This is a genomic window from Crossiella sp. NPDC003009 (assembly GCF_053591555.1).
Map to the genome: position 1 here is coordinate 148812 of NZ_JBSFUA010000010.1, position 21944 is coordinate 170755.

Consider the following 21944-nt stretch of genomic DNA (forward strand, 5'->3'; position numbering starts at 1 on the left):
TTACCGTGCCTTGCCGAATCCGATCCGTTACCAAGTTTCCGGCGCAATGAACAATATGGTCCACAATGGACTCAAACTGCCGCGATCGGATGAATCCGGTGGCGGGGAGGCCGAGTGCTCCCGGCACTCGGCGGCGGGCTGTGCTAACCCTGGCCACGCACAGCGAACGCTAATCACGACGAGCACACCGGGGAGATCACCGAATGCCGTCTGGCCGAGCCGGGGCGCGTCTGGCCCTGTTGACCTTCGGAGTGGCCACGCTCGTGTCGGCGCCCGCCGTGGCTTCGGCCGCGCCCGCCGACGAAGCCCTGGACCCTCCCGTCCTCTCCCCCGCCGCCCGGCCGGCCACCCAGGTGGTCGCGGCCGAGGCGCTGGCCAGGATCGCCGAGACCCAGCGCCGCCTGGCCGCGGTGGAGGCCGCGTTGACCAGGTTCGACCAGAGCGTGCGCGCCGGTGACCTCAAGGCCGCGCGGACCGCGCTCACCGGTGTCGAGCAGCTGTGCGCCGAACCGCAGCCCGACCCGTCCGCCGCCGGGGCCGCGCGCGGCTGGACCGGGGTGGTGGCCGCCTCCGCGGACCGGCTGCAGCGCGAGCACCTGCGCCGCCGCGCCGAGCTGTGCGCGGGCCTGCCCCAGTTGACCGAACGGTTGGCCGAGGCCCAGCTCCGGCAGCGGATGGACCGGGTCGCCGCCGCCCTGCCCACGCTGAGGTCGGGCAGCAGGGACGCCGAGTCGGTGCGCCAGCTCAAGACCCTGTTGACCAAGGCGGCAGGCGCGCGGCTGTCCCCGAAGAACCCGGCCTACGGGCCCGGCACCACCGCCGCGGTGCGCGGGTTCCAGGCCGACCGGGCGCTGCCGGTGACCGGCCGGGTGGACCGGCTGACCTGGCGGGAACTGCTGGTCGCCAACGGTGGCCTGCCCGTGCCCGCGGTCTTCGGCGGCCGCGAGCCCTCGGAGCGGGCGGCCACCGCGGTGCGCGTGGCGCTGAGCCAGCTCGGGCTGCCGTACGAGTGGGGCGCGGTGAAGCCGGGTGAGAGCTTCGACTGCTCCGGGCTGACCAGCTGGGCCTACCGGCAGGCTGGGGTGGCGCTGCCCCGGCACTCGACCGACCAGGCGGTGGGGCAGCCGGTGGACCGCGCGGACCTGCGGCCCGGTGACCTGATCGTGTGGCAGGGGCACGTGGCGATGTACGTGGACCGGGGCCGGATGATCGAGGCCGGTGACCCGGTGCGGCTGACCCCGCTGCGCACCAGCAACGTCGGCATGCCGTTCCTGGGGTTCTTCCGGCCAACGGCATAGCCCGCTTGTCCAGGTAGGCCATGGTGCGCTTAGCTGATCGACATGGCCGACTCCTCGTTCCTCCGCCACCTGTCGACCGAGGCACCGCACCTGCTGCCCTGGCACCGGGTGCCGCGCACGGCGGTCAGCGCCCCGCACGGCACCACGGTGCTGGCGGCGGTCTTCGACGGTGGCGTGGTGATGGCCGGTGACCGCAGGGCCACCGCGGGGCACCTGATCGCCCAGCGGGACCTGGAGAAGGTCCGCCAGGCCGACGAGCACTCGGTGGTCGCCTTCGCGGGCACCGTGGGCATCGCGGTCGAGCTGGTCCGGCTGTTCCAGGTCGAGCTGGAGCACTACGAGAAGATCGAGGGCGTCTCGCTGACCCTGGAGGGCAAGGCCAACCAGCTGAACTCTATGGTCAAGGGCAACTTCGGCCTGGCCCAGCAGGGGCTGGCGGTGGTGCCGCTGTACGCCGGGTTCGACGTGACCAGGGGCATCGGGCGAATCTTCACCTACGAGGTGATCGGCGGGCGCACCGAGGAGACCACCTACGCCGCGGTCGGGTCGGGGTCGGTGTTCGCCAACAGCGCGCTGAAGAAGCTGTTCCGGCCGGGCCTGTCCGAGCAGCAGGCGGTGCGGGCCTGTGTGGAGGCGCTCTACGACGCCGCCGACGAGGACACCGCCACCGGCGGCCCGGACCTGACCCGCGGCATCTTCCCGGTGGTCGCGGTGGTCACCGCCGAGGGCTTCCGCCGGTACACCGACGAGGAGGCCGCCACGGTGGGCCGCACGGTCGTGGCAGACCGCACCACCCGCCCCGGCGGCCCCACCGCGGTCTGACCGCCGCGGGTCATGACATGGCGGCTTCGAGGACCGGGATGAGCTGGGCCTCCTCGTAGTCGAGGTGGCGTTCGAGCTCGTCGGTGAGGCGCTCGACCTCGGCCAGGACCACCGCGGGGTCGGCCTCCTGGTTGTCCAGGGCCGCGCGCAGCTCGGTGGTCAGCTGCTCGATCCGGACGTGCTCGGCGCGCAGCCGTTCGATGGTGGGCGCGAACTCGGGGAACTTGTCCGTGAGGAACGGGAAGATCGCCATGTCCTCCCCGGTGTGGTGGTTGTGCAGCCCCGCGCACAGCGTCAGGCAGTTGATCCGCAGCTGCACCCCGAGCGTCCGTCCCGACTTGGCGAACTCGGTCCGGATCAGCTCCAGCTCCCGCCGGAACGCGTTGTGCACCAGCTTGAGCGCCTCACCAGGGGAGCCGGCGTTCGGCGGTCCCCCGGAGACGGCCTCCAGGATGACCACCGGAATCACCCTGGTGGTCTTGGCCTGGTACTCGGCCCAGCCGGCGTCGGCTTCCACGGCGCGGGCGAAGGCCTGGTCGCGGGCGTCCCCGGTGAGCACGGTGGCCTTGGCCTCGTAGGTGAACACGCCGTCCTCGACCGTCAGCAGCGGGTTGGCCACCAGGTTGTGGAACCAGTCCGGGTGCTTGGGCGAGCCACCGGCGCTGCCAATGATCATGTTGCGGCCGTCCCCGTCCGGGTAGTAGCCGACCGGGTTGGTGTGCGGCTGCCCGCTGCGGGCGCCGGTGGTGGTGATGAGCAGCAGCCGGGAACCCTCGAAATAGCCGCCGACGCGGCCGTTGTTGGCCCGGAACTCCTCGATGACCTGCTTGTTGAAATCCATTGTTCTCCATTCTTCGGGCATGACTGATCACCGCTCGTGATGACGAGCGGAAAGAAAAAGGGCAGCCGTCAGCGCGGCGGGTGGTACGGAATGCGCACGGCGGTCAGCGCGATCGGCGCAGCCGTCAGCGCTACTGGCACGTGCGGGAGCGGGCGAGCGTCAGCGCAGCTCAGCGAGCTGGTGGCGCGCGAAAGCGACGGGAGAAGACACCGTCAGGAGAAGAACAACTGGGCGGCGGGCCTCTGGCCCACCCTGGCCTCACGCGGAGGCCGGGAACCCAACTCGGTAGTGGCTCAAGGCCGACCCGGCAGTCACGGGGATGACCTTAACCGGATAAACGCTATCCAGGCAACCGGGTGTGCGCCGGCGCGCATTTTTTCCGGTGCCGGAGCTGCCGGAAGGCCAGCAGGGCGAGCAACGCCAGGAACACCACCGCCATGTGCCCGTCGGGACGCGGGCGGAGGGGATCGGGCGGCAGCATCTCCTGGCCGAAGCCCAGCACGCAGAACACCGCGGCGCACACCGCGAACACGGTCAGCTGACGGTCGGTCAGGCCGGCCACGCGCTGGGGCGTGAGCTTGTCCAGGCCCAGCGTGAGCAGGTCGCGGAAGCGGCGGTCGGCGGCCATCGACCACACCCAGAGCACCAGTCCGGCGACCGGCAGCACGATGAGGTCGGCCAGCAGCCGCGGCGGCAGCGGGCCCGGCCCGGCCAGCAGGTTGCCGAGTCCGGCCACGGCCCCGCTGATCAGTCCCAGCGGCAGCAGCGCCCAGAGCCAGCGGCCGAGGAACTTGGCGAGGAGGACCCGTTTGCGCGGCCCCTGGCGCACCGGTGGGACCGCGGGCGCCTGGATCAGCGGGAGCGGCGGCTCCAGCGCGGGCTGGTTCAGGTAGAAGTGCACGCCGCCCTGGATCATCCCGGCCTGCACCGAGTTGCCGGCCACCGGTCCGTTGACCGTGTTCGAGCTCGGCGGAACCTGCTCAGTCATCATGCCCCCTGGCGTGAAGGGCTCATCGTAGAGTCAGTCCAGCGAGAAGACGTACGCGTCGTCGTGCACCCGTTTCACGGTCACGTTCAGCTCCCCCAGCTCCGCGGACTGGGCCCGCCGGAACGCCGGGTTGTTGCGCGGCCGGTTGTGCACCACCACCGTGCGCACCCCTAGCTGCCGCAGGTGCGCGACGCTCTCCCGGTCCGGGAAGTTCTTGGTCTTCTTGCGCAGCTCGTCGGTGATCCTGGGCAGGAAACCGCTGCCGCCGTTGGCCAGCACTGGGAAGCCGTCGGTGGAGAAGAACATGGTCTGCTGGTCCTCGATCTGCTCCGAGGGCAGGATCAGCGCCGGGGAGCGCAATGTGCTCATCGCGACGGGGGCGGCAGGCACCTCGGGGTGGGCGGTGCGGTTGGCGCCTTCGCCCAGCACCAGCAGGGCGGGCAGCACCAGGGCCACGGCGAGCAGCGGCCGGGAACGCCGGGTCTGGGCGGCACGCTCGGCGAGGTGGGTGACGCCGCCGGCGGCGAGCAGGCCGAGCAGCAGGGTGGTCCACAGCACCAGGCGGCTGGGGGTGCGGATGGCGTCCCAGGCCGGCAGGTAGTGGTAGAGCAGCAGATACGTGTACTCGCCGTCGCCGATCACCTTGGTGCCCAAGGCCAGCACCACCGAGACCGCGGTGCCGACGGCGAGCCAGAAACGGACTTTGCGGGACCAGGCCGAGACCAGCAGGCCGAAGACGGCCAGGGTGATCAGGACGATGCCGACCAGCAGGGTCATCTCGGCGGGGGCGGCCAGGTCGGCGCGGCCGCGTTCGCTGACCTCACCCCAGATCGCGGACTCGCCGGGGGCCAGGAAGAAGCCGTACCAGGGCGGGCTGTGCACGTCGACGTCCCACAGGCTGCGGCGGGCGTCCGGGTTGGCTGCCAGGACTCGCAGGTAGGGCAGGCCCATCAGGACCGAGACGGCGGCGAAGGCCAGGCCGCCTGCCAGGTCCGCGCCGAGCAGGCGGCGGGGGAAGGGCGGGCGGCCGGTGGTGAGCCAGCGGATCGCGGAGACCAGGACCACACCGGCGAGCACGTAGGCGAAGGGCAGGCCGACGCCGAAGCCCAGGGTCAGCTGCCAGGCCGCGACCAGCCAGCCGGCCAGTGCCCAGCCGGGGCGGGCGCGGCCGGTCTGGTAGCCCTCGCGCAGGCTGAAACCGTGGCCGCGGGCCAGCATGGCCAGGGCCAGCACGATACCGCCGGTGGACAGGATGTTCAGGTGGCCGCCGTGCGCCAGCCGCCACGGCGCGAAGGCGAAGGCGAAACCCGCCACCGCGGCGCCTTGCCAGCTCGCGCCCAGCTGCCTGGCCAGCGCGTACCCGCCGGCGCAGGCCAGCGCGTAGGCGAAGATGTACAGCAGGTTGTACCGGATCAGCGCGGCCTCCGGGCCTTCGCCGATCAGACCGGCCGGGGCGTAGCCGAGCAGGCTGTCGCTGAAGGCCAGCGCGTCCTTGGCCGGGAAGAACGCGTTGGTCTGCCACAGGTTGCCGGGGTCGGTGAGCAGCGCGTGGCCGTTCCAGGCGACCTGCCAGGCCTGCAGCAGCGGGTCAGCGGTGTCCTGCGGGATGGTGGTGCTCAGCCCGGCCAGCGTCGGCCAGGTCATCACCATCGCGACGACCAGGGCGAAGGCGCTGGCCAGCACCGGTTCGGCGGTCAGCCAGCCGCGCAGCCGGGCTGCGAAAACCGCCCCCGAGGTGGCCTGGGGGCGGTCTGCCAGCGCGGTCGTGGACCGTTCGTATTTGTTCACCACCGTGAAATACGCTCCGGATTGCCGTGAGGTTGCCTAGGCGGACCCGGCAGCCTACTGATCTCACATCACGGAGTTGAGACGAGTGGCGAACCGGCGGCGGTAGGCGTCCAGCACCACCGCGACGATGATCACCCCGCCGGTGATCATGGTGCGCTGGAAGTCGGAGACGCCCAGCAGGATCAGGCCGTTGCTGAGCACGCCGAGCAGGCAGGCGCCGAGCAGGGTGCCGATCATCGAGCCGCGGCCGCCGGTGAGGCTGGCCCCGCCGATGACCACCGCGGCGATCGCGTTGAGCTCGTAGCCGGTGCCCAGGATCGGGCTGGCGATGTTGAGCCGGGCCATGTAGACCACCGCGGCGATGCCCACGCAGACCCCGGCGATGACGAACACGCTGACCTTGATCCACCCGGTGCGGTGCCCGGCCAGCCGGACCGCCTCCTCGTTGGTGCCGACCGCGTACACCAGCCGCCCGTACACGGTGCGGCTCAACACGAACCAGCCCAGCGCGACCAGTGCCAGCGCCACCACGAACACCGCGGGCAGGCCGAGGAAGGTGGCGGTGCCGAACAGGGTCAGCTCGCGCGGCAGGTTGTAGATGGTCTGCGCGCCGGTGTACTCCTGGGCCGCGCCGCGGGCGACGTAGAGCATGCCCAGGGTGACGATGAAGGCGGGCACCTTCCAGCGTTCGGTGACGGCGCCGTTGACCAGTCCGCACAGCGCGCCGACCAGCACCGCGGCCAGCACGCCCAGCAGCAGCCCGGTGCCGGGACCGAGCGCGTCCCAGGTCATCAGGCTGCCCGAGACCACCGCGCACAGCGCCAGCACCGACCCGACCGACAGGTCGATGCCGCCGACCAGCACCACGAAGGTCATGCCGACGGCGAGGATGGTGTTGAGGGTGATCTGGGTCATGATGTTGCGGATGTTCTGACCGGTGCCGAACTGCGGGGCGAAGACCAGGAACACCACGACCAGCAGCAGCAGCGCCACGCCGATCCCGGCCTCGCCGAGCACCTGGCCCAGCACCCGGTTGCGCGATCGTGGCGGCGCGGGCGCCTCCGTGGTCAGCAGGTCGGTCATCGACTCGGCCCGTCCTCTTCTTCGGTGGTGGTCAGGTAGCCCGAGTAGGCCAGGGCCAGGATCTTCTCCGGGTCGAACTCCGCGCGGGTCAGCTCCCCGGCCAGCCGGCCGCGGGAGAGCACCAGGATCCGGTCGCAGATGCCCATCAGCTCGGGCAGGTCGGAGGAGACCACCAGCACGCCCTTGCCGCCGTCGGCGAGCTCCAGCAGCAGCCGGTGGATCTCGTAGCGGGCGCCCACGTCCACGCCCCTGGTGGGTTCGTCCACGATGAGCACGCCCGGGTCGGCCAGCAGCCACCGCCCTAAGAGGACTTTCTGCTGGTTGCCGCCGGAGAGCGCGCGCACCGCCTGCCGGACGCCGGAGGTGCGCACGCCGAGCCGCCCGACGAGGGTGGCGGCCACCTCGTCCTCGACCTTCCGGTTGCGCAGCCCCCAGTGCGAGACCAGCGGCAGCGCGGCCAGCGAGGTGTTCGCGGCCACTGTCATGTCCAGCAGCAGGCCCTGGTCCTTGCGGTCCTCACCCAGCATGCCTAGTCCATTGTGGACGGAGCGGACCGGGCGGCCGTTCGGGATCGGCTTGCCGCACACCAGCACCCGGCCACCGGCCCGGCGGTCGGCGCCGTAGAGCGCGCGGACCGCCTCGGTGCGGCCGGAGCCGACCAGCCCGGCCAGGCCGACCACCTCGCCGGCGTGCACGACGAGGTCCAGCTCCCCGGTCCCGCCGTAGACCCGCAGCGACTCCGCGCGCAGCAGCTCAGCGCCGCGGGCGCGGGCGGCGTCCTCGCGGGCCGGGAACTCCTGGTCCAGGTCCCTGCCCACCATCAGGCGCACCAGGTCGGCCGCCTCCGTCCCGGCGGCGAGCTGGCTGGCCACGCTCTTGCCGTTGCGCAGCACGGTGATCCGGTCCGCGATGGCCAGCACCTCGGCCAGGTGGTGGGAGATGAACACGATCGCGGCGCCCGCCGCGGCCAGCTCGCGCAGGATGGCCAGCAGCCGGGCGGACTCCGCGCCGGTGAGCGCCGCGGTGGGCTCGTCGAGCACCAGCAGCCTGCTGTCAGCGGCCAGCGCGCGGGCGATCTCCACCAGCTGCCTTGCGGCCAGGCCGAGGCGGCCGACCGGGGTGCGCGGGTCGACCGAGAGGCCGACCCGCGCCAGCAGCTCGACGGCGTCCTGGCGGATCTTCTTCTTGTCCACCAGGCCGAACCGCCGGGGCAGGTGCTCGAAGAACAGGTTCTCCGCGACCGACAGCTCGGGCAGCAGCGCCAGTTCCTGGTGCACCACCCTGATCCCGGCGCGCAGCGCGTCGGCCGGGCCTGCCGGGGCGTGCGGGGCGCCGTCGAAGGTCATCTCGCCCTCGTCCGGCTGGTCCATGCCGGAGAGGCACCGGACCACGGTGGACTTGCCCGCGCCGTTCTCCCCCACCAGGGCGTGGATCTCGCCCGGCGCGACCTCGAGGTCGACACCGGACAGCGCGATCACCCCGGGGTAGCGTTTGCCGAGTCCGGACAGGCGCAGCAGCGGTTCCCGCACGAGCACCCGGTCCGCCTCAGCCCGCGGAGGACTTGGTCTTGACCTCGACCGGGGTCTTCTGCCAGCCGGTGACCTTCTCGCCCTTGACCATGCGGATGGCCTGGTCGATGCCGCGGGCGGCCTGCGAGGTGGCGTGCTGCTCCACGGTGGCCACCACGGAACCGTTCTGCAGCAACGGCTTGATCGCCGGGATGTTGTCGAAGGAGGCGACCTTCACCTTGCCGCCGAGCCCGGCCTCCTCGATCGCCTTGACCGCGCCGAGTGCCATGCTGTCGTTGGCCGCGAGCACGCCCTTGACGTCGGCGTTGGCGGTGAGCAGCGCGCCGAGCACCGAGTGCGCCTGGTCGGTCTCCCAGTTGGCGGTGCGGGAGGCGGCCAGCACCAGCTGGTGCTCCTGGATGGCGTCCTTGAAGCCCTTGACCCGCAGCTCGCCGTTGGCCGCGCCGGGGATGCCCTCCAGGATGATCACCTTGCTGCGCGGGCCGAGCACCTTGGCCAGCTCGACCCCGGCCAGCCGGGCGCCCTCGCGGTTGTCCGGCCCGACGAAGGGCACGTCCAGGTTGGCCTGGCGCAGCGCGCCCGCCTCCAGCTCGACGTCGATGTTGACCACCTTGATACCGGCGTCCACGGCCTTCTTGACCGAGGCGATCAGCGCGGTGGAGTCGGCGGGGGCGAGCACGATCGCGTCCACCTTCTGCGTGACGCACTTCTCGACCTCGGCGACCTGACCGTCCACATCGGTCTCGTTCGGGATGCCGCTGGCGGTCAGCTTGATGCCGCCCTGGCCGGCGACGTAGTCCTCGGCGCCCTTCTTCATGTTCTTGAAGAACTCGTTCGCCAGGGACTTCATCACCAGGCAGATCTTGGGGTCACCACTGGACGGGGGCACGGTCAGCCCGTTGCCCTCCTGGCCGCAGGCGGCCGCGGTCAGGGCGATGGCGGCCGCGGCGGCGACGACAGAGGATTTCCTCGGCACGGACGAACTCCTTGGGGGGGCTTCGCGAATGATGGCTGGTTGTCAGCGCTCGGCGGAGTGGGGCAGGGGGATGGCAACCGGTGGCGCGGGGGCCGAGCAGCCGCCGCCGGCGGGGTCAGGGCAGCCGCAGGAGCCGCGGCGCAGCAGGGAGGTGGGCAGCACGATCCGTTTGCCTGCCGGGTTCTCCGCGTCCAGCAGCAGTTTCACCGCGGTCTGGCTGAGCGCGGCCAGCGGCTGGCTGACCGTGGTGAGCGCGGGCACCGGGTAGGCCGAGCCCGCGATACCGTCGAAGGAGGCGATGGCGATGTCCTCCGGCACCCGCAGTCCCAGCTCCAGCACCGCCCGCAGCACCCCGACGGCCTGTTCGTCGCTGGTGACGAAGATGGCGTCCGGGCGCTGCGCCGAGGTCAGGCCGGTGAGCAGCTCGGTGGCCGCGGTGTAGGCCGACATCCGGCCAAAAGGCGTGTGCAGCAAGGGAAGCGCGTCCGGATCGACCTCGGCCGCGATCAGCGCGGACCGCCAGCCCAGCACCCGGTCGTCGGTGGGTGAGGCGCAGTGCGGCCCGGCCACGCAGGCGATCCGCCGCCGCCCGTGCGACAGCAGGTGCTCCACCGCCATCCGCGAGCCGCCGATGTGGTCGGCGACCACGGTGCCCGCGGCCAGCCGGGGCAGCTCCCGGTCGACCAGCACGCACCGCACCCCTGAGGACACCAGGTCCTCGACGCACTGGGTGGGCGCGCAGGCCGGGATCAGCATCAACCCGTCGATCTTGCGGTCCAGCAGGGTGCGCACCTGCTCCGCCTCCCGGTCGGGGTCCTCCCGGGAGTTGGCCAGCAACAGCGAGTGCCCCGCGGCGAAGGTGTCCTCGGCGATCTGGGCGGCCAGCTCGGCGAAGAACGGGTTGGCGTTGTCCGGCACCAGCAGGCCCAGCGTCCGGGTCCGGCTGGTGCGCAGCGAGCGGGCGACCGCGTTGGGCCGGTAGCCCAGCTCCTCGATCGCGGCCAGCACCCGGTCCCGGGTGGCGGGCGCGACGTTGCGGGGACCGGCGTTGAGCACGTAGCTGACCACCGACTCCGAAGTGCCGGCAAGCCGCGCGACATCGCGCCGAGTAACCACGAACCGCTCTTTCAACTCGTGTTGATGACGCCGGAACGAGATCACGGATTGGTGTCGGAGCGCAACCCGCCTGATTCGAAACCCTACGACCGGACGGTATGGCCAACGCTCGCGGGGGCCTATTCCGGTAATGGGCCAGCTCGGAATCGCGTTGCGCCCCCCTGCCGCACCTCTTAGCGTGGCCGGATGCCCGCCAACCTCCTCGCGCTCGGCTTCGACGCCAAGGACCCCGCCGGTCTCGCCCGCTTCTGGGCCGGCGTCCTGGGCTGGGAGACCGCGCCGGACGCCCTCGGCGGCATCGCGCTGCTGCCCAGCGACGACACCGGCTTCCGGATCCGGTTCCTGCCGACCGAGGCGGACAAGCTCGGCCCGAACCAGACGCACTTCGACCTGACCAGCACCTCCGCCGAGGACCAGCAGGCCACGGTCGCGCGGGCGCTGGAGCTCGGCGGCCGGCACATCGACATCGGCCAGCGCCCGGAAGAGGGCCACATCGTGCTGGCCGACCCCGAGGGCAACGAGTTCTGCGTGATCGAGCCGGGCAACAACTTCCTGGCCGACTGCGGGTTCATCGGCGCGCTGTCCTCCGACGGCACCCAGGAGGTCGGCTACTTCTGGAGCGAGGCGCTGGGCTGGCCGCTGGTCTGGGACCAGGACCAGGAGACCGCGATCCGCTCGCCGCACGGGGGGCCCAAGATCACCTGGGGCGGGCCGCCGGTGGCGCCGAAGCTGGGCAAGAACCGGCTGCGCTTCGACCTCACGCCGCCGGTGGACAGCGACCTGGCCACCGAGGTGGCGCGGCTGGTCTCGTTGGGGGCCCAGCGGATCGACCTCGGCCAAGGCGAAGTGGACTGGGTGCCGATGGCCGACCCGGACGGCAACGAGTTCTGCGTGCACCCGGCCTGACGGCCCGGACCACCGCGCGGTCCGGGCCGTCGGCACCGGCTGGACGCTTACGCGGCCGCCAGTTCCCGGTCGTACACCGTGGACTCGATGCTCGACGGGCTGAAGCCGCCCGCGAACAGCTGGTTCACCCGCGCCGCCTCCTGGGCGTTCGGGTTGGGGTTGCGGCAGCTGGTGCCCGCGCTGCCGCCGGACATCAGCTGCGAGCACACGCCGTTGTAGTTGTCCGGCAGGCCGAGGATGTGCCCGATCTCGTGCGCCATGATGCGCAGCGCGTAGTGCCCGGCGTTGACGTCGTTGCGGTCGATGTAGACCAGGCCGCGGCCCAGGCCCTGCGGGTAGGCGCGGCTGCCGCCGCCGGTGGTGACCCGGATGGTCATGGTGGCCGCGCCGCCGGAGACCAGGCGGACGTTGGGCACGCGCTGGTTCCAGATCTGGGCCGCCTGGTCCGCGGTGCCCCGGTACTCACCGGCGCCGCTGGCGTTGTAGTAGACGGTGCGGGCCTGCGGGGCGGCGATCGCCGAGGGGGTCAGGCCGATCAGCGTGATCAGGGACAGCAGGGTGGCTGCCAGGATTCCGAGTACGCGTTTGGCTGTCATCTGGGCTCCTTGCTGGCAGGGGGTCGCAAGAAGTCGCGCTATCTGGGCAGGGATGCAGTCGATTGCGCGATCAATTCAATTTAAGTCGCGCCGCTAGTTCGGTGGATATCAGACTTTGGTATCAGGCCTGGTGATGACTCATCGCGTCGGCCAGGTGCCGGGCCAGACGGGCGGCCTGGTCGCGGTCCAGGACCAGGGTCCAGGAGTCCGCGGGCAGGGTGGCGGTGAGCGTGGTGTCACCCGCCGGACCCGGGCTCAGGGACAGACAGCCCTGGACGCACGGGGTGTTGGTGCGCAGCGACTTGGCCAGTGTCCGCGCGGCCTGCGGGGACAGCGCGAAGTCGTACTGCTGGGTGCAGCCCAGGCGCAGGTGCAGGCCGGCGGGGGTGTGTGCCAGCTGACTCACGCAGGTGCCCCGGCTGTCCTGAGCGGTCCAGGTCCGGTAGAAGGCGGGCAGGTGCCAGGTGCGCATCAAGCACAGTATTCGGGTAGGACTGTCCCGATGCGACCCGGAGGTGCCGTGCACGTCTACTCGATCCCGCTGCGCACCCGGTTCCGCGGCATCACCGTCCGAGAAGGGCTGCTGCTGCCCGGACCGGCGGGCTGGGGCGAGTTCTGCCCGTTCGAGGACTACGACGACGAGGTCTCCGCCCGCTGGCTGGCCACCGCGGTGGAGGCCGCCGAGCTGGGCTGGCCGGAGCCGGTGCGGGAGCGGATCCCAGTGAACTGCACGGTGCCGGTGGTCTCCGCCGAGCGGGCCTTCCGGCTGGTGCGCGAGTCCGGTTGCGGCACGGCCAAGGTCAAGGTGGCCGACCACCCGGACTCGCTGGCCGAGGACCTGGAGCGGCTGGCCGCGGTGCGGGACGCGCTGGGGCCGGGCGGGGCGGTCCGGGTGGATGCCAACGCGGTGTGGGACGTGGACACCGCGGTGCGCTGGATCAAGCGGATGGCCGTGGCGGCCGGTGGGCTGGAGTACGTGGAGCAGCCCTGCCGGACCGTCGAGGAGCTGGCCCAGGTGCGGCGGCGGGTGGACGTGCGGATCGCGGCGGACGAGTCGATCCGGCGGGCCGCCGACCCGCTGCGCGCCGGCGTGCGGGAGGCCGCGGACATCGCGGTGATCAAGTGCACGCCGCTGGGCGGGGTGCGGCAGGCGCTGCGGGTGGCCGAGGCGACCGGGCTGCCCTGCGTGGTGTCCTCGGCGCTGGAGAGCAGCGTCGGGCTGGCCGCGCAGCTGGCGCTGGCCGGTGCGCTGCCGGAGCTGGAGTTCGCCTGCGGACTGGGCACCCTCTCGCTGTTCACCGGCGACGTGACCAGGGAGTCGCTGCGGCCGGTGGACGGTTACCTGCCGGTGCCGCGCGCCGCGCCGCGGCCGGATCCGGACCTGCTGGCCGAGCACGCCGCGCCGCCGGAGCGGGCCGAGCACTGGAGAAAGCGGTACGAGCGGGTGCTGGCCGTCCTGAACCGGACACGCTGAGGTACCGAAACGGCCAAGACCGGGGTGTCGATGGGTGCCCCGACCGATTGTGTCCGTTTACGATCGCCTCGTGTTCGCTGACGAGCGCCGACAGGTGATCCTGGAGCTGGTTCGCTCCAACGGCGCTGTCTCGTTGCGCGAGCTGGCCCGGATCGTGAAGACCAGTGAGGTCACCGTCCGCAGGGACCTGCGCCAGCTGGAGGGCGAGGGCCTGCTGACCCGGCGGCACGGCGGCGCGGTGGCCACCGACCGCCCGGCCTATGAGCCCACGCACACCGAGAAGACCCACGTGGCCAGCGACGAGAAGGCCGCCATCGCCGACCTGGCCGCCGAGCTGGTCGCGCCGGGCGATGCCATCGTGCTCGGCGCGGGCACCACCACCCAGGCGCTGGCCCGCCGCCTGTCCCGGCTGGCCGAGCTGACCGTGCTGACCAACTCGCTGCTGGTGGCGCAGGCGCTGGCGCGTTCCAGGGGCATCGAGGTGATCATGCCGGGTGGCACCCTGCGCGGCTCGATCTTCGCGCTGGTCGGCACCGCCGCCGAGCAGGGCCTGGCCGGGCTGCGGGTGCAGCGCGCCTTCCTCTCCGGCAACGGGCTCACCGCCGCGCGCGGCCTGTCCACCCCCAACGTCTCGGTCGCCGGCACCGACCGGGCCATGGCCTCGGCGGCCGACGAGATCGTGGTGCTCGCCGACCACACCAAGATCGGCGTGGACACCATGGTGCAGACCGTGCCGCCGGAGTCGATCACCCACCTGGTCACCGACGGGGCCGCGGACGCCGCCGAACTGGCCGCCCTGCGCTCGCTCGGCGTTCAGGTGCACGTCACCGGTACAGAAACCACATAGTTATGCGATTGCCGACGGAAACCGATCAATTTCGTTCATAGTGACCACCGACCCAGGGGCAACTGGCGATTTACCGCCCAGTCCATGATCCACAAAGGAGTGGACAATGACTGCTTTGCAGGTTCGATCCCTCAAGTCCAGCGCGGTGCTCGTTGCGGCGGCCGCACTTGTGCTGGCCGGCTGCGCGAACCCGGAGAACTCCGGCAACCCCGGCACGACCGGCGGCGGCGGTGAGCAGGTGACGAAGTCGGCCCAGCCGGAGGGCGGGAGCACCTGCAAGATCGAGGCCTACGGCACACCGAAGATCGACCTCAAGGACGCGGTCGTCGGCTTCTCCCAGTCGGAGAAGGAGGCCAACCCGTTCCGCATCGCCGAAACCGCCTCCATCAAGGCCGAGGCCGAAAAGGTCGGCGTCAAGCGGATGCTGACCACCAACGCCAACTCCGACCTCGGCAAGCAGATCTCCGACATCCAGTCCATGCTCGCCCAGGGCGCGCAGCTGCTGATCGTGGCCCCGCTGAACTCCGACGGCCTGGAGCCCGCCCTGCGCGCCGCGCGGGAGAAGAAGGTCCCGGTGCTCACCGTGGACCGCAAGCTCAACGCGGCCAAGCCGTGCGTGGACTACCTGGCCTTCATCGGCTCGGACTTCGTCGACCAGGGCAAGCGCGCCGGTGAGTCGATGATCAAAGTGACCGGCGGCAGCGCCAAGGTGGCCATCCTGCTCGGCTCCTCCGGCAACAACGTCACCACCGACCGCACCAACGGCTTCAAGGACGCCATCAAGGGCACCCCCGGCGTCACCGTGGTGGCCGAGCAGACCGGCGACTTCTCCAGGGAGAAGGGCCAGACCGTGGCCGAGCAGCTGCTGCAGTCCAAGCCGGAGATCAACGCGATCTACGCGGAGAACGACGAGATGGCCATGGGCGCGATCAACGCGATCCGGGCGGCCGGCAAGAAGCCGGGCACGGACGTCAAGGTGGTCTCGGTGGACGGCACCAGGGACGCGGTGCAGGCCATCGTGGACGGCAACATCAACGCCGTGATCGAGTCCAACCCGCGGTTCGGCCCGCTGGCCTTCGCCACCATGCAGAAGTTCCTGGCCGGTGAGGCGATCCCGGAGAAGATCATCATCTCGGACAAGGCCTACGACGCGGCCAACGCCAAGGCAGAGGTCAACGGTGCCTACTGAGGCCGTGCCCGGTCTGACCCCGGCCGTCTTGACGGCGGCCGGGGTGGGCAAGCACTTCGCCGGTGTGCACGCACTGCGCGAGGTGGACTTCACCCTGCGCGCCGGCCAGGTGCACGCGCTGGTCGGCGAGAACGGCGCGGGCAAGTCCACCCTGATCAAGGTGCTCACCGGGGTGTACCGCCCGGACGGCGGCGAGATCCGCTTCCTCGGCGAGCCGGTCAGCTTCGACCGGCCCGCCGCGGCCCAGGAGGCCGGCATCTCCACGGTGTACCAGGAGGTCAACCTGGTCCCGTCGATGTCGGTGGCGCACAACCTGTTCCTCGGCCGGGAGCCGCGCGGCCGCTTCGGCACGGTGGACTTCGGGCGGATGCGCCGGGAGTCGGCGAAGTTGCTGGCGGAGCTGGGCATCCCGGTGGACCCGCGCCGGGAGCTGAGCTCGCTCGGCCTCGGCGTGCAGCAGATGGTGGCCATCGCGCGCGCGGTGCAGACCGAGGCGCGCGTGGTGATCATGGACGAGCCGACCTCCTCGCTGGAGCCGCGCGAGGTGGAGACCCTCTTCCAGGTGGTGCGCAGGCTGCACCAGCGCGAGGTGTCGGTGGTCTACGTCAGCCACCGGATGGAGGAGCTCTACACCATCTGCGACTCGGTCACCGTGCTGCGCGACGGCCGCACCGTCCACAGTGGACCAATGAGCGAGGTGAGCAGGCTGGAGCTGGTCGCGCTCATGCTGGGCCGCGAGGTGGCGCAGGTGCGCAGCGAGGGCACCACCGCCTTCTCCGACAGCCACACCGGCGGCGACGACTCGCGGCAGCCGGTGTTGCGCGCCAAGGGTTTGCGCAAGCGCGCGGTGCTCACCGGGGTGGACCTGAGCGTGCAGCCAGGGGAGGTGGTCGGCCTCGGCGGACTGCTCGGCTCCGGCCGCACCGAGACGGTCACCGCGCTGGCCGGGCTGCTCACCCTGGACGGCGGCGAGATCAGCGTGGCGGGCAAACCGCTCAAGGGCGGGTCCACCGCGGCGGCGATCCGCGCGGGCATGGTGCTGGTGCCGGAGGACCGCAAGGCCGAAGGCATCATCCCGCACCTGTCTGTGCGGGAGAACATCGTGCTGGCCGCGCTGCCCCGGCTGTCCAAGGCCGGGATCACCTCGCGCGCCCGGCAGGACAAGGTCGTCGACATCTTCATGAAACGCCTGCGCATCAAGGCTTCCAGCCCTGAGCAGCGGGTCAGCGAGCTCTCCGGCGGCAACCAGCAGAAGGTGATGCTGGCCCGCTGGCTGGCGGTGGAGCCCAAGGTGCTGCTGCTGGACGAGCCGACCCGCGGCATCGACGTGGGCGCCAAGGCCGAGGTGCAGGCGCTGATCGAGGAGCTGGCCGAGCAGGGCCTGGCCATCGTGATGGTCTCCAGCGAGCTGGACGAGCTGGTCGCCGGCGCGGATCGGGTGGTCGTGCTGCGCGAGGGCGGATCAGTGGCCGAGCTGCGCGGCGACGAGGTCACCGCCGACGGTGTGCTCAACGCGCTCGCCGAGGCCAGAGAGGACAGCGCATGACAACCGCGACGGCCCCGGCGGCCGCCCCCGGCCGGGCCAGGGCCCTCGGCCTGGTCCGCGACTACGGCGTGTACTTCGCGCTGGGCCTGCTGTTCCTGGTGAACCTGGTGGTCACCGACAACTTCCTCACCGCGGACAACCTGCGCACCCAGGCCGTGCAGATGGTGCCGACCCTGGTGGTCGCCCTCGGCATGGCGCTGGTGATCGGCACCAAGGGCGTGGACCTGTCGGTCGGCTCGGTCATGGCCATCACCAGCGCGCTGCTGCCGCTGTACCTGGGCTACGGCGCCGGGCTGTCGGCAGGCGTGTGCCTGCTGGCGGGCGCGGCGGCCGGGCTGCTCAGCGGCTACCTGGTCGCTTTTGTCGGCGTGCAGCCGATCGTGGCCACGTTGGCGCTGCTGGTCGGTGGGCGCGGGCTGGCGCTGGTGCTGGCCGGCGGGCAGCTCAAGGACATCCGCAACCCGCAGCTGCGCGAGCTGGGCGCGGGTTCGGTGCTGGGCATCCCGTACACGGTGCTGATCGCCGCGGTGCTCGCGGTGCTGGTCGGCCTGCTGGTCTCCCGGACCACGTTCGGGCGGCAGGTGGTGGCGATCGGCGGCAACCCCAAGGCGGCCCAGTTCGCCGGGCTGCCGGTCAAGCGGGTGCTGGTCGCGGTGTACGTGGTCAGCGGCATGCTGGCCGCGATCGCCGGAGTGCTGGCCACCGCGCGGCTCTCGGCCAGTGACCCGTCCCGGCTGGGCGAGCTGATCGAGCTGGCCGCGATCACCGCGGTGGTGGTCGGCGGCACCCCGCTCACCGGCGGCCGGGTGCGCATCCTGGGCACGGTCGCGGGCGCGGCGCTGATGCAGCTGATCGTGGCCACCCTGATCAAGAACGATGTGCCCGCCTCGCTGGCGCAGATGGCCCAGGCACTGATCATCGCGGCCGCGGTGCTGGTGCAGCGAGAAGGGAACGGTTCCCGATGACTCCCGAAGGCCCGCTTGCGGGGCCGAGCATCAAGACCGCCCCCGCGACCGCCCCACCCGCCGAGGCTGCCCGCCGCGGCGAGCAGGCCGCCCGGATCGTCCAGCGCCACGGCGCCCTGATCGTGCTGGCGGTGCTGCTGGCGGTCGGCGGCGCGACCTTCGACACCTTCCTCACCGCCTACAACCTGGGCAACCTGGCCGTGCAGGCCAGCTTCCTGGCGGTGATCGCCCTCGGTATGACGATGGTGATCATCACCGGCGGCATCGACCTGTCGGTCGGCTCGGTCTACGCGCTGGCCGGGGTGCTGGCGGCTTATGGCGCAAGGGAATGGGGCCTGGCGGGCGCGCTGCTGCTGCCACTGGCGGTCAGCGGCACCATCGGTCTCGCCCAGGGTTTGCTGGTGGGCAAGGCGAAGATGGCCCCGTTCATCGTCACCCTTGGCGGCCTGCTCTTCGCCCGCGGCCTGCTGCAGTTCCTCACCGAGGAGGGCAGCCAGACCTATCTGGTGCCGCAGACCGAGACCGCGTTCCTGGAGCTCGGCCAGGGCAGGCTGTTCGGCATCGGCTTCCCGGTGCTGATCGCGCTGGCGCTGTTCCTCATCGGCGGCCTGGTGTTGCAGCGCACCCGCTTCGGCATGCGGCTGTTCGCCATCGGCGGCAGCGAGGACGCCTCCTCGCTGATGGGCCTGCCGGTGGCCCGCACCAAGGTCAGCGTCTACGTCATCTCCGGCCTGTTGGCCGGCTTGGCGGGCACGCTGAACGCGGCGCAGCTCGGTTCCGGCGTCACCGTGATCGGCGTGGGCCTGGAACTGGAGGCCATCGCCGCGGTGGTCATCGGCGGCACCCTGCTCACCGGCGGCGTGGGCTCGGTGAGCGGCACGCTGGCCGGGGTGGCGCTGCTGTACGTGATCCGGGACGTGATCAACCAGGTCGGCGGCTTCGACTCCAGCATGCAGGCCGTGGTCAACGGCGCGTTCCTGGTGGTCGTGGTGGTCATGCAGACCCTGCTGTCCCGGGCCAGACGCAGGTAGCGCAAGCACTTCCCGAACGGCCCGAGCCCCCCGGTTCGGGCCGTTCGCCGTTGTACGGCCCCAATCTCGGGCTACCCTCCGCGCCGTGGAGGAGACCCCGGTTCCGGTGGCGGACATGACGATCAGCGTGCGCAGCCGCCGCGACGTCGTGATCGTCGATCCGGAGCGGTTCCTGGCCGCCGCCCGGCAGGGCTGCCGGGACCTGTACCCGGAGGCCACCGAGGCCGAGGCCGACGCGCAGGTCGCGGGCGTCCGCGACGCGGTGTTCCTGTTGCTCGACCGCGACGGACAACTCGCCCCCTGGGACCGGAGCGCCGGACCCGAGCACGGCCCCCGCCCAGACGGGCTCGCAGCCGCGGGCTTCAACCAAGCCATCGTGCTCAACGAGGGCCACGGGTTCGCAGTTACCCAGAAAAGGGGACGTGGCAGACGAGTGACAGCGACTGCCATGTCATCGATTGCGTGCTGGATGCGTGTTGCATGATGCCGAGTTTAGGATTTTCCAGCTGAAGAAACCTTCAGGTAACGCTTGTCATATCGGGTATGCGCGTATACCAATCAGTAGCCGTCCAGACCGGTTTTGGCCAGCTCAGCGCAACTTTGGTCTCACCATACGGACGTTTCGACAACCAAAGGTCCAGAGCCGCCAAATGGCCTAATTGTTCTGGCGTTCGGCTCAGTTCTTGCGTCAAAAGTGCAGGTCAGCTCGCAGTTCTTGCGCTGTCAAGGGCCTTTAGGGCGGATCTCGGCGCGATTCTTGACGCAAGTCCTATCTGTTATCAGTGATGTCGGCCGGAACACGTAACAGAACCTTGTACTGAGCGATTATTTTTACGGAGCCGCAATGGCGGCCCTTCCTTTCCATCGCACGTGTGGTCACGGACGCGTGCATGAACGGGGTTTTCGTGAGTTCTCTTCGTGTGCTTCGCCCTGTCTTGCTACGGGTCGCGGCCGCCACCGCGTTCGTGCTGACCCTCAGCATGACCCCGGTGGCCTCGGCCGCGGACACACCCGCCCGGATCGACCTCAACGTCCTCGTCGTCACCGACGGTGGATCCTCCGCTGAGGCCTTCCGCGCCGCCCTGGTCAACGAGGGCGTGCCCAGCACCGTCGTCCGGCTCGCCGACCCGCAGCGACCGGTGCTCACCGCCGCCTACCTCGCCGACACGGTCAACTCCACTCCCCGGGCCAAGTTCCAGGCCGTGGTGCTGCCCAACGAGGCGCCCGCCGGGCTCGCCCAGGCGGAGCTGGACGCGCTGGCCGCCTACGAGAGCCGCTTCGGCATCCGCCAGGTCAACGCCTTCACCTACCCCAGCCCGCGGGTCGGCATGAACACCCCGCACTACGCGGGCCAGCTGGACGGCACCACCGCGCAGCTCACCGCGAGCGCGCTGGGCGGGGCCTTCCGCAACCTGCGCGGGCCGGTCGCGATCGAGAACGGCGACCCCGCGGTGTGGGAGGCCTACGGCTACCTCACCAACCCGGTGCCTGACGACCCGGCCACCGGCTCCACCTTCACCCCCTACCTCACCGGCGTCTCCCCCGACGGCAGCCAGCAGGGCGTGCTGGCCGGGGTGCTCAAGCAGGGCGCCCGTGAGCAGCTGACCCTCAACGTGGCCTACAACAGCGAGCAGGCCCAGTTCAAGGTGCTCCAGCACGGGCTGATCAGCTGGCTCACCAAGGGAGTCCACTTCGGACACCACCGCTCCTACCTGAGCGTGCACATCGACGACGTCTTCGACGGCGACGACCGCTGGAGCAGCGAGCACAACTGCACCCCCGGCGACATCGACTGCCAGGGCGACGTGCCGAAGCCGCCCGCGATCCGGATGAACCCGGCCGATGTCACCAAGGTGGTGCAGTGGCAGCAGCAGCACGGGTTCAAGCTGGACATGTACTACAACGCCTACGGCAGCGACGAGGTGGTCGCCGCCCAGGGCTCGGACCCGCTGACCACCGCGCTGCTGCAGAACAAGGGGCAGTTCCGCTGGGCCAACCACACCTACTCGCACAAGTTCCTCGGCTGCGTGCAGGACACCTCGGTGGTGCCGTGGCGGTGCGCGACCAACCCGGACGGCTCGGTGAAGTGGCTGCCCAAGGCCGACATCGTCACCGAGATCAACAAGAACCACCAGTGGGGCGTGAACAAGGGCCTTGCCTTGCAGCGCAACGAGATGCTGGCCGGTGAGCACTCCGGCACCAAGATCCTCCCGCAGCAGCCGCTGGACAACCCCAACTACGTGGCCGCGCTGCGCGAGACCGGGGTGGCCTGGATCGGCCTGGACGCCTCCCGCGAGCCCGCGCTGCGCCAGGTGGGCACCGCGCAGGGCGTGCCGCGCTACCCGATCTCGGTGTACTACAACGTGGGCACCAAGGCCGAGATGGTCGACGAGTACAACTGGGTCTACACCTCCCGCGCCAACGGCGGTTCCGGCATCTGCGAGGACAACCCGCAGACCACCACCTGCATCCAGCCGTTGGGCGCCAACGGTTTCGACTCCTACATCCTGCCCACCCAGGTCCGCCTGGGCATGCGGTTCATCCTCGGCAACGACGCGCGGCCGCAGTACGCGCACCAGTCCAACATCGCCGAGGAGCGGCTGCTCTACCCGATGGTCGAGGGCATGTTGTCCAGCTACCGCACCACGTTCGCCGCGAACGCGCCGATCGTGAACCCGAGGCTGTCGGACGCGGGCACCGTGCTGAAGCGGCAGAACGCCTGGCGGGCCGCGGTCGCCGCGGGCAAGATCTCCGGCTACCTGCTCAACGGCCGGGTGCACACCATCGCACCCAGCGGGCTCGACGTGCCGGTGACGGTGCCGGAGGGCACCCGCACGCCCGGCCTGCTCGGGCTGCCCGGCCCGCTGTGGGGCCAGGCCTACGCCGGTGAGCGCTCGGACTGGCGGCGCAGCACCGGTGGCACGTTCACCCTCGTGCTGCCGGCCTGAC

At 71.0% G+C, this 21944-nt stretch carries 20 protein-coding genes; 11 read left to right on the forward strand and 9 right to left on the reverse strand.

What is annotated here, in order from left to right; translation table 11 throughout:
* The first annotated feature begins 251 nt into the window (after positions 1-251).
* On the forward strand, positions 252-1298 hold the full coding sequence (locus tag ACWDY5_RS13925; protein ID WP_449722580.1) for an NlpC/P60 family protein: 1047 nt from the start codon (positions 252-254) through the stop codon (positions 1296-1298).
* 42 nt (positions 1299-1340) lie between these two features.
* Complete coding sequence (gene prcB, locus ACWDY5_RS13930; RefSeq protein ID WP_449722581.1) at positions 1341-2120, forward strand: proteasome subunit beta; 780 nt, start codon at positions 1341-1343, stop codon at positions 2118-2120.
* Positions 2121-2130: 10 nt separating this feature from the next.
* On the opposite strand, the gene ACWDY5_RS13935 is transcribed toward prcB, so the two are convergent.
* The 7 genes from ACWDY5_RS13935 to ACWDY5_RS13965 form a co-directional block, all read right to left on the reverse strand.
* The gene (locus tag ACWDY5_RS13935) at positions 2131-2961 is read right to left on the reverse strand and encodes a nitroreductase/quinone reductase family protein (protein WP_449722582.1); all 831 of its coding nucleotides are present in this window, start codon (positions 2959-2961) and stop codon (positions 2131-2133) included.
* Positions 2962-3301: 340 nt separating this feature from the next.
* Positions 3302-3949: a hypothetical protein gene (locus tag ACWDY5_RS13940; RefSeq protein WP_449722583.1), complete on the reverse strand. Its 648-nt coding sequence runs from the start codon at positions 3947-3949 to the stop codon at positions 3302-3304.
* A 33-nt stretch (positions 3950-3982) separates the two neighbouring features.
* On the reverse strand, positions 3983-5737 hold the full coding sequence (locus ACWDY5_RS13945; protein WP_449722584.1) for a hypothetical protein: 1755 nt from the start codon (positions 5735-5737) through the stop codon (positions 3983-3985).
* A gap of 63 nt (positions 5738-5800) precedes the next feature.
* Entirely contained in the window at positions 5801-6820 is a 1020-nt protein-coding gene (locus ACWDY5_RS13950; RefSeq protein WP_449722585.1) for an ABC transporter permease, read from the reverse strand.
* A complete protein-coding gene (locus ACWDY5_RS13955; RefSeq protein WP_449722586.1) occupies positions 6817-8355 on the reverse strand; it encodes a sugar ABC transporter ATP-binding protein in 1539 nt (512 codons plus the stop codon). The genes ACWDY5_RS13950 and ACWDY5_RS13955 overlap by 4 nt, the downstream gene beginning before the upstream one ends.
* Before the next feature lie 10 nt (positions 8356-8365).
* Positions 8366-9325, reverse strand: coding sequence for a substrate-binding domain-containing protein (locus ACWDY5_RS13960; protein ID WP_449722587.1), 960 nt, complete (start codon positions 9323-9325; stop codon positions 8366-8368).
* Positions 9326-9367: 42 nt separating this feature from the next.
* The gene (locus ACWDY5_RS13965; protein WP_449722588.1) at positions 9368-10441 is read right to left on the reverse strand and encodes a LacI family DNA-binding transcriptional regulator; all 1074 of its coding nucleotides are present in this window, start codon (positions 10439-10441) and stop codon (positions 9368-9370) included.
* A 186-nt stretch (positions 10442-10627) separates the two neighbouring features.
* Here ACWDY5_RS13965 and ACWDY5_RS13970 point away from each other — a divergent pair, with 186 nt between their 5' ends.
* Positions 10628-11347: a VOC family protein gene (locus ACWDY5_RS13970; RefSeq protein ID WP_449722589.1), complete on the forward strand. Its 720-nt coding sequence runs from the start codon at positions 10628-10630 to the stop codon at positions 11345-11347.
* A gap of 47 nt (positions 11348-11394) precedes the next feature.
* On the opposite strand, the gene ACWDY5_RS13975 is transcribed toward ACWDY5_RS13970, so the two are convergent.
* Positions 11395-11943 (reverse strand): snapalysin family zinc-dependent metalloprotease, encoded by a 549-nt coding sequence (locus ACWDY5_RS13975; RefSeq protein WP_252478969.1) that lies wholly within the window; start codon positions 11941-11943, stop codon positions 11395-11397.
* A 121-nt stretch (positions 11944-12064) separates the two neighbouring features.
* On the reverse strand, positions 12065-12415 hold the full coding sequence (locus ACWDY5_RS13980; protein ID WP_449722590.1) for a hypothetical protein: 351 nt from the start codon (positions 12413-12415) through the stop codon (positions 12065-12067).
* Positions 12416-12445: 30 nt separating this feature from the next.
* On the opposite strand from ACWDY5_RS13980, the gene ACWDY5_RS13985 reads away from it, so the two are divergent.
* The 8 genes from ACWDY5_RS13985 to ACWDY5_RS14020 all read left to right on the forward strand — a co-directional run bounded on the left by ACWDY5_RS13985 (position 12446) and on the right by ACWDY5_RS14020 (position 21943).
* Complete coding sequence (locus tag ACWDY5_RS13985; protein WP_449722591.1) at positions 12446-13417, forward strand: o-succinylbenzoate synthase; 972 nt, start codon at positions 12446-12448, stop codon at positions 13415-13417.
* Between the two features lie 70 nt (positions 13418-13487).
* A complete protein-coding gene (locus ACWDY5_RS13990; protein ID WP_449722592.1) occupies positions 13488-14264 on the forward strand; it encodes a DeoR/GlpR family DNA-binding transcription regulator in 777 nt (258 codons plus the stop codon).
* Between the two features lie 106 nt (positions 14265-14370).
* The gene (locus ACWDY5_RS13995) at positions 14371-15453 is read left to right on the forward strand and encodes an ABC transporter substrate-binding protein (RefSeq protein ID WP_449722593.1); all 1083 of its coding nucleotides are present in this window, start codon (positions 14371-14373) and stop codon (positions 15451-15453) included.
* Complete coding sequence (locus tag ACWDY5_RS14000) at positions 15443-16999, forward strand: sugar ABC transporter ATP-binding protein (protein ID WP_449722594.1); 1557 nt, start codon at positions 15443-15445, stop codon at positions 16997-16999. Before ACWDY5_RS13995 ends, ACWDY5_RS14000 begins: the two co-directional genes overlap by 11 nt.
* Positions 16996-17964 (forward strand): ABC transporter permease, encoded by a 969-nt coding sequence (locus tag ACWDY5_RS14005; protein ID WP_449722595.1) that lies wholly within the window; start codon positions 16996-16998, stop codon positions 17962-17964. Before ACWDY5_RS14000 ends, ACWDY5_RS14005 begins: the two co-directional genes overlap by 4 nt.
* Positions 17961-18995 carry an ABC transporter permease gene (locus tag ACWDY5_RS14010; RefSeq protein ID WP_449722596.1) on the forward strand — a complete coding sequence of 345 codons (1035 nt, stop codon included), beginning with the start codon at positions 17961-17963 and terminating at the stop codon, positions 18993-18995. Before ACWDY5_RS14005 ends, ACWDY5_RS14010 begins: the two co-directional genes overlap by 4 nt.
* An 85-nt stretch (positions 18996-19080) precedes the next feature.
* Positions 19081-19479 (forward strand): hypothetical protein, encoded by a 399-nt coding sequence (locus tag ACWDY5_RS14015; RefSeq protein WP_449722597.1) that lies wholly within the window; start codon positions 19081-19083, stop codon positions 19477-19479.
* Between the two features lie 451 nt (positions 19480-19930).
* Positions 19931-21943: a hypothetical protein gene (locus tag ACWDY5_RS14020; protein ID WP_449722598.1), complete on the forward strand. Its 2013-nt coding sequence runs from the start codon at positions 19931-19933 to the stop codon at positions 21941-21943.
* The last annotated feature ends 1 nt before the right edge of the window (position 21944 follow it).

Coding starts and splice junctions, on each gene's coding strand:
- prcB (WP_449722581.1), top strand. CDS start 1,341: ATGGCCGACTCCTCGTTCCTCCGCCACCTGTCGACCGAGGCACCGCAC.
- ACWDY5_RS13935 (WP_449722582.1), bottom strand. CDS start 2,961: ATGGATTTCAACAAGCAGGTCATCGAGGAGTTCCGGGCCAACAACGGC.
- ACWDY5_RS13940 (WP_449722583.1), bottom strand. CDS start 3,949: ATGACTGAGCAGGTTCCGCCGAGCTCGAACACGGTCAACGGACCGGTG.
- ACWDY5_RS13950 (WP_449722585.1), bottom strand. CDS start 6,820: ATGACCGACCTGCTGACCACGGAGGCGCCCGCGCCGCCACGATCGCGC.
- ACWDY5_RS13970 (WP_449722589.1), top strand. CDS start 10,628: ATGCCCGCCAACCTCCTCGCGCTCGGCTTCGACGCCAAGGACCCCGCC.
- ACWDY5_RS13975 (WP_252478969.1), bottom strand. CDS start 11,943: ATGACAGCCAAACGCGTACTCGGAATCCTGGCAGCCACCCTGCTGTCC.
- ACWDY5_RS13980 (WP_449722590.1), bottom strand. CDS start 12,415: ATGCGCACCTGGCACCTGCCCGCCTTCTACCGGACCTGGACCGCTCAG.
- ACWDY5_RS13985 (WP_449722591.1), top strand. CDS start 12,446: ATGCGACCCGGAGGTGCCGTGCACGTCTACTCGATCCCGCTGCGCACC.
- ACWDY5_RS13995 (WP_449722593.1), top strand. CDS start 14,371: ATGACTGCTTTGCAGGTTCGATCCCTCAAGTCCAGCGCGGTGCTCGTT.
- ACWDY5_RS14005 (WP_449722595.1), top strand. CDS start 16,996: ATGACAACCGCGACGGCCCCGGCGGCCGCCCCCGGCCGGGCCAGGGCC.
- ACWDY5_RS14010 (WP_449722596.1), top strand. CDS start 17,961: ATGACTCCCGAAGGCCCGCTTGCGGGGCCGAGCATCAAGACCGCCCCC.